9 protein-coding genes are annotated in these 12,213 nt (G+C 59.1%); 3 read left to right on the plus strand and 6 right to left on the minus strand.

From position 1 onward, the window contains the following. Nucleotides 1-199: 199 nt before the first annotated feature. The 3 genes from JQK88_RS33195 to JQK88_RS33205 are packed head-to-tail and all read right to left on the minus strand — an operon-like array spanning nucleotide 200 to nucleotide 4,150. Nucleotides 200-1,333: a PIN domain-containing protein gene (locus tag JQK88_RS33195; RefSeq protein ID WP_203280771.1), complete on the minus strand. Its 1,134-nt coding sequence runs from the start codon at nucleotides 1,331-1,333 to the stop codon at nucleotides 200-202. A gap of 28 nt (nucleotides 1,334-1,361) precedes the next feature. Further along, on the minus strand, nucleotides 1,362-2,438 hold the full coding sequence (locus JQK88_RS33200; RefSeq protein ID WP_203280772.1) for a BsuBI/PstI family type II restriction endonuclease: 1,077 nt from the start codon (nucleotides 2,436-2,438) through the stop codon (nucleotides 1,362-1,364). Continuing rightward, on the minus strand, nucleotides 2,435-4,150 hold the full coding sequence (locus JQK88_RS33205; RefSeq protein WP_246750150.1) for an HsdM family class I SAM-dependent methyltransferase: 1,716 nt from the start codon (nucleotides 4,148-4,150) through the stop codon (nucleotides 2,435-2,437). Before JQK88_RS33205 ends, JQK88_RS33200 begins: the two co-directional genes overlap by 4 nt. A 281-nt stretch (nucleotides 4,151-4,431) precedes the next feature. Between JQK88_RS33205 and JQK88_RS33210 the strand changes: the two genes are divergently transcribed. Next, nucleotides 4,432-5,307 carry a hypothetical protein gene (locus JQK88_RS33210; RefSeq protein ID WP_203280774.1) on the plus strand — a complete coding sequence of 292 codons (876 nt, stop codon included), beginning with the start codon at nucleotides 4,432-4,434 and terminating at the stop codon, nucleotides 5,305-5,307. Between the two features lie 556 nt (nucleotides 5,308-5,863). Here the strand turns inward: JQK88_RS33210 and JQK88_RS33215 are convergent. From JQK88_RS33215 to JQK88_RS33225, 3 genes are all read right to left on the minus strand, one after another. Next, nucleotides 5,864-8,035 carry a S46 family peptidase gene (locus JQK88_RS33215; RefSeq protein WP_312037381.1) on the minus strand — a complete coding sequence of 724 codons (2,172 nt, stop codon included), beginning with the start codon at nucleotides 8,033-8,035 and terminating at the stop codon, nucleotides 5,864-5,866. A gap of 210 nt (nucleotides 8,036-8,245) precedes the next feature. After that, nucleotides 8,246-8,515 carry a hypothetical protein gene (locus JQK88_RS36645; protein WP_246750152.1) on the minus strand — a complete coding sequence of 90 codons (270 nt, stop codon included), beginning with the start codon at nucleotides 8,513-8,515 and terminating at the stop codon, nucleotides 8,246-8,248. Next, on the minus strand, nucleotides 8,512-8,997 hold the full coding sequence (locus JQK88_RS33225) for a mobile mystery protein A (RefSeq protein WP_312037382.1): 486 nt from the start codon (nucleotides 8,995-8,997) through the stop codon (nucleotides 8,512-8,514). The genes JQK88_RS36645 and JQK88_RS33225 overlap by 4 nt, the downstream gene beginning before the upstream one ends. 747 nt (nucleotides 8,998-9,744) lie before the next feature. On the opposite strand from JQK88_RS33225, the gene JQK88_RS33230 reads away from it, so the two are divergent. Together JQK88_RS33230 and JQK88_RS33235 are read left to right on the plus strand one after the other, a co-directional pair. Further along, nucleotides 9,745-11,841 (plus strand): S8 family peptidase, encoded by a 2,097-nt coding sequence (locus tag JQK88_RS33230; protein WP_203280776.1) that lies wholly within the window; start codon nucleotides 9,745-9,747, stop codon nucleotides 11,839-11,841. Between the two features lie 90 nt (nucleotides 11,842-11,931). Then, the gene (locus tag JQK88_RS33235; RefSeq protein ID WP_210328145.1) at nucleotides 11,932-12,195 is read left to right on the plus strand and encodes a hypothetical protein; all 264 of its coding nucleotides are present in this window, start codon (nucleotides 11,932-11,934) and stop codon (nucleotides 12,193-12,195) included. The last annotated feature ends 18 nt before the right edge of the window (nucleotides 12,196-12,213 follow it).

Consider the following 12,213-nt stretch of genomic DNA (forward strand, 5'->3'; position numbering starts at 1 on the left):
ACCGGCTCCGACGCTGCGCTCATTGCAGGCTTCGCGTCTGCGCCGGTTGCTCAACCCGCGCCATACGGCGTAACAGAAACGGCCGAGGCTCTAATCGCCACTGGATGAAACTTCAGTGGCAGGTCACCTCCTTTGAATCGAACTTTCGTCCCTCTCATCGATTTTGGTCCACGCGCCATTATGCCCTCCTAAATCCAACTTATTCCTCTGGTCCCCAATCGGGATCAACGAGACCGAAACCAATCACCACGCGAACCGGCGTTATGTCGATTCTCTCGACAACGGGCTCCTTATCGATGTTTCGTTCGATTGTGACGGTGAGGGGGAGGCGGACCGTTTGCTCGACCTCTTTGCTATCTGAGCCGAGGTAGACTTCGTCTCGGTCGACCGTGTCATGGACATAATAGCGAAAATTGCCTGTAAAATTGACGATCGCGTCCACGGTGATGCTGAAAACCACGGTATCCGCGTCGGCGTTTAGAACCTTTGGCTCAAATTCCTGAACTACCTCCCAATGCTGCACAGCAGACTCAAGGTTGTCCACTTCGTAGTCGAGGGACGCATAGGCATCGGTCTCGGGATCAAACTCTTCCAAAAACAGTTCCAAGGCGCTGCCGATGGCATCGTTGAGTTCCGGAGCCGCCTTATTGCGCAATAGCCCGGCGGCACGTTCAACGATGAAGCGGGCTTCCCCGTTGAAATAATCCAGCGCCTGATCGAGGTCGGGGATACAGATTAGGTTTTTGGAGCTTTTCGCGAATGTTTGCCAGTCGCCGTCCCTGCTCACCACCAAAACGAGCGTTTTGTTGTCGATGGCCCATGATTCTAGCGACAGCAGAGCTAACGCATCCGGAAACTCACTCTTCTTCCGATCTTTTGCCGAAAAGGGCGGCTCGGGAGCAAAATACCGTCGCAGAATCTCTGCATGCGAAACGCGACCGTCTGCTGATATTATTTCTGGTTTGGTGATGTCGGCGAATGCGTTGAAGTAAGTTTCGGCAAAATCCTGGGGCGACTGCTGAAGCCCCATTTCCGCTTCGATTGCGTTGCTATCAACTGGCATTCGCCACCGATGTCTAATTTCACGCAAAGCCGAGCGAAGTTCCTGCCTTGCCTTGGCGGCGTCCCGCGCAACGTGCGACTTAACCTCGCCCGCGACCACCTCAGACAGAATGAATTGGGTCTTTGATCCCAAAAACTGTGCAAGCCCCAATAGGGCGGGCACCTCCAGATTGCACTGGTATCGGTCGAACGCAGTTGTATCCAGGGATATCCCCCCGATCTGACCGTGGGCGATCCCCTTCACCAGCGCCGCTTCATCAAATGTCGGCATGCAGCATTCTAACCATCTGTGGAACGGGTCACGGCATTACAGGAATCAGCCGCGAGCGAACTCCGTCGCTGAGCTCCATCAAATGATCCGGCTCTGCTGAGAACCACGCAAAGCTTCCCCATGCCAGGGAATCCACCGTCTTCTTGAACGAGGGGCGGCTGCGGTCGAGATAGGCGGTCAGGAAGGCGACATGATCCAGCGGAAATCCCGCGTCGTTTGCCAAGTCCTCCAAGGCTTTCTTCCGCCTGGCATTAATGGGGCCATCGGTTGCCACGACCTCCGCAAACACCAAAAGCGGATGCTCGGGCGCCAAGTCGACGAGGATAATGTCGGGAAGATCCTTGTCTGCCTTGATCGTCAGCCCAATGGATTTCGCGAGATCGTCGTCCCGGGAAACAACCTTGTTTCCGCTTTCGCTGACAAACAGAATCGCAGGCTCCCCCATAAAGCGGGGCGCAAAGACCTCAATGACGGCCTTTGTTATCTCCGAGCTCGGTCCGGGCTTCATCCGCCGGGTTTCGCCATTTGGGAATGTCACACTTAAGCTGTCGCCCGCGGATCCGGCGCCGCGACGGACGATGGCGATGCGGGCAAGAGCGCCCTTGTTCAACGTTTTGCTCTGCCAAGCGCCGATCGCAGCGTCCAATTTCTCGCCGACCAGGTTTGGGTCGAACAGCTCGGCAAAACCGGTCTGCAACGCGTAGCGCGGCTTGCTGGACGTCGTCGCAATGTCCTGACGCTCAATCGCCGCACCCACCACTACCAAGGCTTCCCGAAGGGTCTCGTCGCGGATCGGTTCGCGCGTCGTGTCTTGATACCATTGAGTTCCTGGTGCACGACCTCCGGCCTTCATGACCTGAGAGGAATATTCCAAGCGCTCACCATCGGAAACCATGGCCGCTTGATCGTCGCTGAATCTGTAGACGTGCTTCGGTCCCAGCCATATCTCTCGTCCCTCAACAGCGCCGATGTAGAGGGCTACGAAGACGGTACTGGCGGCCAAATCTCGCGTGAGATAGCCGCGATGAGGAGTGCCTTCCGGAAAGATGGCTTTCAGCCTCTCCTGCACGGATTCCCACGAAAGCAGACCTGGCAGAGTGCTCATGCGGCCGGCCGGCCCAAGTAAAGCGTTTGAATGTGCGCGTCGATTTCGTATTGGCGCGCTTGCCGGTGGACCATTCTTGTCAATTCCGCCAGTTCGTCGGCAGAAGGAAGAGGTAGTGCCTCAAGCTCGAACGCTGAAACCGCCACACTACCACTGATACAGCGGAAGACCCGGTCAACAATCCCCGAATTCAAGACAGCAGCAATCACCGTTGTCGAGACCCTTGGCTTTTTGACGCGCGGCTTGACCATATTGAGGTGGTTTTCGACGATCACGCTGCCGTGCGTCTTGATAAAGTCGGCTGGCAGTTCAGCCGCAATCAACCGGCGGGCCTGTTCCTTGGCGGTAGTCCGCTGCAGCAGGACGCAGGGCTCCGACACTTTCAACCACTCGTCGGCAGCCGATGGCCGGAAATGCGGTTCGTGGTTCCGTTTTTCCGCCCGGAATATAAACCGTCCGTCGAAAGTAACGGCCTCGGCCCAAATCACAGGGAAGGTATCTTTGCCGGGCCGATTGCGGAATTGGCCCTTAAACCGGTTCCACACCATCGGACCTGTCGAGACCTTATAACCCCAATCGGATAGCCGCGTCGGCATCCGCTCCAACGACTTCACCAAGTCCTCATCTGACGGATTTCTTGGTGCCAACCAAGGGTCTGTGCGCTCGGCCGGCAAGTTGAACCCGCCGGCATGCGTAACCTGGGCGGTTCCGTTGACAGACAGATAGTGGACCACCGTCGGCGCCACTTTGGCGCCGCGTTTGTATGTGGCCAGCATCGTTTCCTGAAGGACGTCCTCAAATACCCCTTTGCGCGCGGTCACGAAGTCCACCGCCCGCGGTGGGGCTTCCTTGGCCAGCAGCCCACGCAGCGCCTTGAAATATTCACCGGCAAGGAAACCTGTCGGTGTCACATAGGCAATGACGCCGCCAACCCTTGTCCAGCGCAGCGCTAGGTCGGTGAAAAGACCATAGAGATTGGCGTGGCCATAGAGACTGCGGCCGTAACGCTCGCGCTGAGGCGCAGCGAGCTTGACGCGACCGTAAGGAGGGTTGCCGATCACCAGATCGAAACGCTTGCCGGACACGGTCTCTTCGAGGCTGTCGCAGACCCTCACGACGGACGGAAAGCGGCGGCCGACCGCCTTCAACTCGTCGGCAAACGCGATTTCCAGCCAGGCTTGGGTCAGCCAAGCAGCAAACGGATCAATTTCAAAGCCTTGCAGATGGCCGCTGAAGTGCTCGATCAACTCCGCGGCGCTAACCTCGGGGAGGGCGTCGCGCATCCGCATCGCTACCGGCAGCAGGAACGCACCGCCGCCACAGGCCGGATCAAGGATTCGCGCGGTTTGCCAGTCGACCCCGGCTTCCTTTGCTAGCTGCAAAAGCCGGTCAGTCAGCGCTGACGGTGTGTAATAGGCACCCCAGGCGGTGCGCACCTCCTGCGGCAACATGGCCGTATAGCAGGCACTCAGCTGATAGCAGGCCTCCTCGATCGGCAGCGTGGCGGCAGCCCGGCCCAACGTTTTGGCTAACTCTGTAGCCGAAGTATCAAGCGAGTAGGTCAACGCGACGCTGAGTGGTGCAATCGGCAGCGGCCAGCCGATTGTCTCTCCCGACGCCTCGACATAGGCCTCGACGGTCTTGGCAATGAAAGACCAAGCTGCCGGCTGCCTCCGTCGAAAGTCCAGCTGCTCGCTCCAGGCCCGCGCCATCACCCGTCCGCTCTGCAGACTCAGAGGCGCATCCGTCATTCCAGCGTACGCTGCGACGGCCTTTCGTGGTCTTCCGACCTGGCGAACGGGAGATTTCATTGGACACACTTCTTGCGGAACATATCGTGTACGCTACCGTGAACTGGGAGATCTGGCAACGGTGTCAAACGCCATTCCCGGTTCTATCCCCCGGAGGTTAGGCACTGAAGTGACTTCTTTGTAATTCCATCCTGTTTGATGGATCCATTCGTAAGACAGTTTTATGCTCCGAAGGAAAGGTCATGCGTTCGAAGCGCGTCGGGTGCGCCATTCTCTACAATCTAAATACCGGTGAGGCGCCGTCACAAAGAGCCAGGGGCGTGCAACATTGCGAAACACCTGCCGCATTCCTAAATATTCTGACCAGGGTTGAGGGAGGGGTTCATAAAATGGCTTACGAGATCATCTCCGGACGCGAGTTTGCGGGGCTCCCTCCGGAGCCCGATGCCAAATTCGCGGCGCTCGAAGAGATTTGCCGACGTAACATGAATGCCATGATAACCGGCGAAACCCCAGAGCACTACGATCAGGGGATCCGGACACAATACATGGCAATCATCGCGGCAGCGGCGCAAGAGCTCGGCTTTGTCGGCTTCGGCTACCCTTCTGACATGCAAAACCCCATGCAAGAGTTCGATGATTTCCTGCTGAGGGCGACAGCCACTACAACGCGTATTCGCCTTCGCAGTACGAGCGGATCCCCAGAAGCCTCGGTTCGGCTGGCCAGCAAAACGCGCGGGCGTATCGAGCAGCAGATTCAAAAGCTACGGCAGATCATCTCGGCTAGCGAGTTGCCTGAAGCCCGACGGAAAGGCCTTTTGCGGAAACTAGATGAGCTGTCGGTCGAGCTTTCTCAGCCCCGGCTGAGTTTTGCCAAAGTGCTAGCGGTTCTCGCCGCCGTAAGTGTCGGGGTCGGCGGCGCAACTGGCTTTCTGGCGGAGGCGCCCCAGGCTATCGCAACCATTACGAGCTTAGTTGGTGCCGATAAGGAAGCCGAAGACGCAGAAGCCGCGAGACTTGGGCCGCCTGTAACGCCCCAAGCTCTTCCTGCGCCGGCCAAGCAGATCGCGGCGCCTGCTCGAACGCGCCGTGAGCTCGAAGACGAGATCCCATTTTAGCGCATCGATATCGGTACCATGAGCGAACCGTGGCTTGGTGATCGGGGTCGAACTAAGGCAGCAATCGGCTAAAAAAAGCCAATGTTCGTTACACAAATCCTTGCACATCATTTAGGAAGAAAGCTATAAGACCTTTGTAAACAACGAGATGCAGTAAGGACGTTCGGTCTCCAAAGCTGGTTGGCCTCGACCAGTCTACGAGGACCACCCGATGAAGCTCTCGGACCTGGTCACAGCGCGCATATAGCACCAAGGGCGCCCCTCGGCCATGTTTGGTCCGTTCGATGAGGGCCAGGAACGCACTGATGTGTGGACGAAAAAGTGCGCTTGGCCGTTTGGATGGCTCGAGCAGTCCCGCATCGTCATGGCTGTAGCCGAGAACAGCACATTCGACGCTTTTGTTGCCGACAGTGCGTTTCAGCCATGCCTTGGCGAGCGGACCGCATAGGACCGGGAGCGGCGCCTTGATCTTGTCGCGGGCCTCCCATTTGGGATTGAGCGCCCATTGCGGCAGCTCGCATCCATCTACTGACATTTGCCAACGTTTTCTATCCGCTCAGGAGCGCGACGCCGGCCGCACTCCCATTTCCTTGAGCAGCCGGCCCGCGCCGTCGATCTTGTCCATGGTCCAGAGCATGAAGCGACTGTCGACATGGATGCTGCGATTGCGGTCCGCGTCGGGGGCCCAGTCCGAGATCACGCCCTCGAGCGTGCCGTCGAACGCGAGACCGACGAACTCGCCGCGCCCGTTCAGCGTCGCCGAGCCGCTGTTGCCGTTGGTGATGTCGACCGTGGACAAAAAGTCGACCGGCAACGTGCCCAGCGCCGGCGCGACATATGGGCCATAATCCTTGGCCCGAATCGCGGCAACCGCGGCATCCGGCGCATCGAACTCGCCCTTGCCAGTGTGCTTGGCCAGAAGTCCCTCGGCCGTGGTGAAGGGCGTCCAGATCTGCCCGTCGCGCGTTCGGCCTGTCACCTTGCCCCAGGTGATGCGCAGCGATCCATTCGCGTCCGGATACACGGGCCGGCCGATCGCCTGCCGATAGGCACGCAGGCCCTGCACATAGGTCGCGCGGGCCGCCTGCGTGCGGCCGGCGCGGTCTTTCTTCACGCCCTCCGCAGCTATGTCGCCAGGATAGAGCGCGACCGCCAGTTTGATGAAAGGATCATCCGACGCCTCGAAGGCAGTAGCCGGCTTGCCGAGCCAGCCGAGCCGCGTGGCGGTGTCGGCGAGTTTGGTGTCTGCATAAAGTCGGTCAAGGCCGATTTGGTCCAGAGCGGTCTCGAACGCAGTATCGCGGTCCTTTGCGTCCAGCCGGCGATATTCATCGAGCGCGGCCTCGAACAGCTTGCGATCGATGTCGGGCAGATAACCGCGTTCGATCTGCCTTAGTTGATCCACGGTCCCGTTACGGTCACGATCCTGAAAGCCGCTTTCGCGGTCTTCATCGGGCTTCTCGTGCTCCTTCGCCCAGCGAAAGAGAGTGCGCGCGGATGAGAGGATTTGCGCGCGGCCCAAAAGCGCCTGCCGCAGTCCCTCGAGCGACGCCCGGCTGTTCTCGGCCACCATGGCGTCCAGTTCGCGGATTGCTGCGCCATAGCGCGCCTGCCGCGCGGGATCGTCATCGACCCAGTCGCGATAAGCTTTCTCCTCATTGGCCTTGCGAGCGTTGAGCCCGATCGCATCGGCGCCGGCGAGATCGCCCCCCAGCTTCTTCTCGTAGTTTTCCACGCCTCGCAGGATGGGGGCGTAGCGGATCTGCGCGTCACGATTGCCTGCCGTGGCTTGCTTGATCTGGGCGGCATAGTCCGACAACAAATGCTGCAGCAGCGGTTCGAAGGGCCCGAAGTTGAACCGTACTTCGCCCGCGGTGCGCAACCGATTGGTCGTCGCCGGGAAGCCGGCGACCATCACGAAATCGCCTTCTTGGACGCCTTCAGGGGCGATGCGCAGCCAGCTCTTCGGCCGGTAAGGCACATTGTCGCGCGCATAAGGGCGGGAGGAACCATCAGGAGCGACATAGGCGCGATAAAAGCCGAAGTCGCCTGTGTGGCGCGGCCACGTCCAATTGTCCGTTTCGCCGCCGAAGTTACCGATGCCGAGCGCGGGCGCATAGACGAGGCGCACGTCCTGAATTTCGAGCTTCTGCTGGAGATAGTAGGAGGCGCCGCCATAGTAGGCCCCCACGTCGCAGCGGCGATTGGGCTGTCCTTCACATGCGGCGATCAGCGCCTTGCGGTTCGCGTCGAGCCGCTCATAGCGGGCAAGGCCGTTCAGCTTGTCCGAGACGCCCTTGAGCATGCCGGCGGTCACATCCCGCATATCCTCGATCACATAGATGCGGCTGCCGGGCGCCGCGGGCAATTCTTCACCCAGGCTCTTCGCCAAAAAGCCGTTTGTGAGATAGTCCTGGCCCTCCTTGCTGTTGTACTGGATCGACCCGAACACGCAGTGATGATTGGTCGCGACCAGCCCTTGTGGACTGACGAAGGAGGCGGAGCATCCGCCCAGTGATACGATCGCGTTGAGCGGGTCAGCGTCCAGACGGCGCAGCCGGGCGGGATCGATCTGGAGCCCATCCGCGCGCATGGCCGCGCCCACTTCCGCAGTCTGGCCCGGCATCCACATACCTTCGTGCGCCGACGTAGCGGTGACCGTCCAGAGCAAGGCGATGGCAGTTGCTTGGGCCAAACATTTCAAATTCGAGTTCATTTTCGAGTTCATGCTGATCTCGCCCCATCCTGATTCTGTTCTCCGCAGACTCGATGACTATCGGGATGGCCGGCGTCGGCCAGCGCCTGCGCTGCTGCCACTCCGTGAAGACTGAGTGACGCAAGAATCCGGATGACGCTCACCTCTCATTGTATCGGTTCCGTGCAACGTTTGCGTTTGCGGATCATCCGCAGCACTAATCGTGCCAAAAGAATAAAGCTTTCAATTACAACGTGGGGAGCCGCCCCATCTATGTCCGACCTCCGACATTCGTTGTAGACCCGACGCTGTCCTCGCTAGCCATGAAGCGCCGCTACCAACGGTTGTCGCTTTGCGCCGCGTACGGGCAAGCCAGCGCAACCCGGACGCGATGTTGGCCTGCTCAAGCTCGTCGAGCTCCCCTTGCGTGGTAATGTGCTTGTATTTCAGCCCTCCGAGCTCGTTGGGATCGAGAGGCGTTGCGCCTTCGGGGTATTCGAGCGTGATCGTCATTTGTCCTCCCAGAAATCAGGAGGCATTTCGTAGATCAGCTCGTTCATGAGGCGAGCGACTTCATGCTGCGTGCGGCTGTCTGACACGGCTTGGTTTTCAAGCGCCATGTGCTTGCTGGCAGCCCCCACTGTGGCCAAGGCCTTCTTGCGGGCCTGCTCAATGACTACATTGTCGACAGTGACCGGCGGCACGATGGCATAGACGAAGCGGCATCCCATTGCCTCGGCGGCTGCCTGCATGGACTTCAGGGTAACACCGCCCTCAAGTTCCGCCTTCTCAGCTTGGGCGACACGTGCGCGCGTAAGCCTCATTCGTTTTGCGAGTTGGGCTCCTGACATGCCGAGTGCCTTCCGGACTGTCCGAAGCCAGCCTTCCGGGGGAACGCGGAGTTCCCCAGCCTGGGATTGCGCGAGGTCTACGATTGCCTGATACTGGTGGCGGGCTGCCTGCCTAACGCTCATTGTAAACTCATATGTTGACATTCTTTCGTCTCTTGTAAATGTATTTGTATACGACAAATGACATTCGCGGGCTGGGGAGTGCCTTGCCGCTGATCGAGGCAGCTAGCGGCTTCGTGAAGGCAAGCCCGGCGCCGTGTCGAACTGCATAGCACCGTCGCTGGTCGTGGTCTGGCTCGCGGTGAAGCCCGATGATCGTACCGATTTTACCCGGCGGCTCAATCGAGGCGTGGTGTGGGAGACGGTGACGCAGCTGCTGACCGGTGCGCGGAACCTTACGCTGGTGCCCGGAACCGCGACACAGATTCGGCACGGAGCCACGCCGAAGCGGGGCAAAGCGGATCTTGAGGTCGAATACGGCAATCAGAAGGGAACACATACGCGTTGCGATGGCGCGCCGACGCCGAAGCGCCGGCCTCGCCGATCTTCTTGTCGACTAGCACTGCGGCATTAATCACGCGCGAATATATGAGACCAAAGCCATTGGCGGTGACTAAACTGCAGGTCCTCTGTCTCGCGGACATCATCGGAATCGCCAAAATGAGTAGTCAGGCAACTGGATCTGCTTAGGATAGCCGAAGTGATAACAGAAGCGATATTCTGCAGAAAAATATGATTACGCAAACGATACTGTTTATTGCAAGGTTTTTTGATTTGCACTAATAATTCGTAAAAGATTCTTTCTGCCGCATCCAACGAATCGCACCAAGTGCGACCAGTTGGCGTATAGCGGAGAGTGCGTGCGGTTGACATCATTTTTTGGGGAGTGGCATGGCGCCGAAAAAACGTTCATTGGATTCATCTGGTACTCGAAGTGGCGGTGGAAGCAAGAAGAGGCGCCTAAAAACCGCGACGAAAAGTGCCCTCTCCGCCGGGTTACCTGCTATCTTTCCCTCCAGTGCTACGTCTGATTTTGTTGATCGGATATTTTCATCGTTCGCTACGACATCTGGCACGGTCGCGGCGGCCGATTTAGGGCCAGCGGTTGCTTCAGCTATCGCGAGTAGGCAGTCAGCGATTTCGTCGACAATGCTGAACACGCGTCTGGCGCCAACGGTCCTGTCACCGCTGGGGTCGCTGCGCGCCCTTCCAATCAAGATCGACGCCTCGATGGATCCGCGCTTGCAGCTTGCCATCGCCAATCGCCGTACCGGGAAACCCGGGCTAGCGCTGACGTCCACTGCAGGAGATGAGATCGCCGTCATCGCACGCGTCGGTTCTGTCGACGACTGGGAGGCTCTGTCCGATGTGGTCCCCGGTAGTACACTTGGCCAAACGGCCGACAAGTCCTGGATTGTCACTGGCCGCTTGCCGGTAGAGCGGATCGAACGTGTCCGTGCTGCGCCGACTGTGTTCAGCTTGAAGGCGTCCCAGCCCGTGCAGCCGACGCTCAAGTCCACCGTGGTGGCAATGGGGGTAGGCGTCGATGCGCTGCCTGCCGGCAGCGAGCCTCACGGCGGCAGCGGGGTCGTCGTTGGAATCGTTGATTTTGGTTGTGATTTTGCGCACAGGAATTTCAGGCGGCCAGATGGCAAAACGCGTCTTCTCGCGATCTGGCATCAGGCAGGCATCGCGACGCCCGACAGTCCATTTGGCTACGGCCGAGTTCACTCTACTGCGGAGATCGACGCCGCGCTCGCGTCGCCTGATGCCTATGCCGCGCTTGGATATTGGCCGAATCCCGACAATGCGCAGCAACACGGTACACACGGTACTCACGTCATGGATATCGCCGCTGGCAATGGCGCCGGTTCGGGTCAGCCTGGTGTGGCCCCAGAAGCAGACCTGATCTTTGTCGAGGCAGCCATCTCGGACATCGTTTGGCAAGGTCCCGGCACTATCAACCAAGCCTTCGGCGATTCAGTGCAACTGTTGGAAGCCGTCCGCTACATCTTCGACACCGCCGGCGAGCGTCCTTGCGTCGTGAACCTCAGCCTTGGCACGAATGGCGGGCCTCATGACGGCACCTCGCTTGTCGAACAGGGACTTGATGCTCTAATGGCCGAGAAACCAAATCGGGCAATTGTCATCGCCGCTAGCAATTCGCAAGAAGACGGAATTCATACAAGCGGAAATGTTGCTGGCGATGCCGACCATGATATTGTTTGGGAGCAAAGCGGTCACGGCGGGGGAGAATTCGAGCTTTGGTATGCGGGCGGACGTCGTCTCGAGATAACGCTGATAGCGCCCGACGGTACCGTGTTCGGGCCGGTCGCACCTGGCACTAACCTGCCGATTGGGTCGCCAGGTAACGTAGCGATCTTCGTCAGTAGCCGTTTGGACGATCCAAACAACCACGACAATGTTATCGGTGTCTGGCTAGCAGCGGGGTTGTCCGATGGCAATTGGACGCTACGATTCAAGTCACTCGATAGCGAGGCGGTCGACTATCACGCTTGGATCGAGCGCGATGACACCGCACAGTCGTCCTTTGCGGTGCCGGTGCCGACGCACACGCTGGGTTCAATTTCCACGGGTCGGTCGACCGTCGTCGTTGGCTCCTATAATGCCCACAAAGCCGCCTTTCCGCTTTCAAGTTTCTCAAGTTCCGGTCCGACCCGCGACGGCCGGAATAAGCCGGAAGTCTCCGCGCCTGGGCAAGATGTGGTTGCGGCCCGTTCCCGCACCGGAACGGGCGTGGTGCGCAAATCGGGGACAAGCATGGCCGCGCCGGCCGTCAGCGGGCTTGTTGCACTGATTCTTGCAGAGGCGCATCGCGACGGAGCTGCGTTGGACATACAGGAACTGCGCGACCGGCTGATCAGGGGCGCACTCACGAACCCACCAGTCCTAGTGGCTGGTGGGTGGGACCCACGTTATGGCTACGGGCGAGCGTCCGGAAGGTCGATCGTTGATGTGCTGGTCTGAGCAACAGTTGCAACCAGCGCCCACTGTGTGGGCTTTTCTTGCAAGGGAGAGGTATCAGCCCTATATTGCGCCCAGAGCAAGTGGACCGATATGTCAGTGGATTTCAAATCCCTCCGAAAGATGGAAACTGTGCCATCTTCCGTACAGGCGAACCCGCGTAGCGACAACGAGCGGGTCTTGGTGCTTGTCAAGATTCGCAAGGGATTTGTGCAGCCGCCTTATATTAACCCGCGCGCCCAGATCGGAACGGAAATGTTCTCCGCAGAGATCCGGGCCGGCGACTTGGTACGACTTGAGAACGATCCGGCAGTCGAATCGATGTCGTTGTCGCGGCCGCTTTCCAACATCGAATAATCCCGCATCCCGCACTGC

The sequence above is a fragment of the Mesorhizobium caraganae genome (genome assembly GCF_016836705.1).
Lineage (GTDB): Bacteria > Pseudomonadota > Alphaproteobacteria > Rhizobiales > Rhizobiaceae > Mesorhizobium > Mesorhizobium caraganae.

Coding starts and splice junctions, on each gene's coding strand:
- JQK88_RS36645 (WP_246750152.1), bottom strand. CDS start 8,515: ATGACGATCACGCTCGAATACCCCGAAGGCGCAACGCCTCTCGATCCC.
- JQK88_RS33215 (WP_312037381.1), bottom strand. CDS start 8,035: ATGAACTCGAAAATGAACTCGAATTTGAAATGTTTGGCCCAAGCAACT.
- JQK88_RS33235 (WP_210328145.1), top strand. CDS start 11,932: ATGTCAGTGGATTTCAAATCCCTCCGAAAGATGGAAACTGTGCCATCT.
- JQK88_RS33200 (WP_203280772.1), bottom strand. CDS start 2,438: ATGAGCACTCTGCCAGGTCTGCTTTCGTGGGAATCCGTGCAGGAGAGG.
- JQK88_RS33195 (WP_203280771.1), bottom strand. CDS start 1,333: ATGCCGACATTTGATGAAGCGGCGCTGGTGAAGGGGATCGCCCACGGT.
- JQK88_RS33230 (WP_203280776.1), top strand. CDS start 9,745: ATGGCGCCGAAAAAACGTTCATTGGATTCATCTGGTACTCGAAGTGGC.
- JQK88_RS33225 (WP_312037382.1), bottom strand. CDS start 8,997: ATGTCAACATATGAGTTTACAATGAGCGTTAGGCAGGCAGCCCGCCAC.
- JQK88_RS33210 (WP_203280774.1), top strand. CDS start 4,432: ATGCGTTCGAAGCGCGTCGGGTGCGCCATTCTCTACAATCTAAATACC.
- JQK88_RS33205 (WP_246750150.1), bottom strand. CDS start 4,150: ATGGCGCGGGCCTGGAGCGAGCAGCTGGACTTTCGACGGAGGCAGCCG.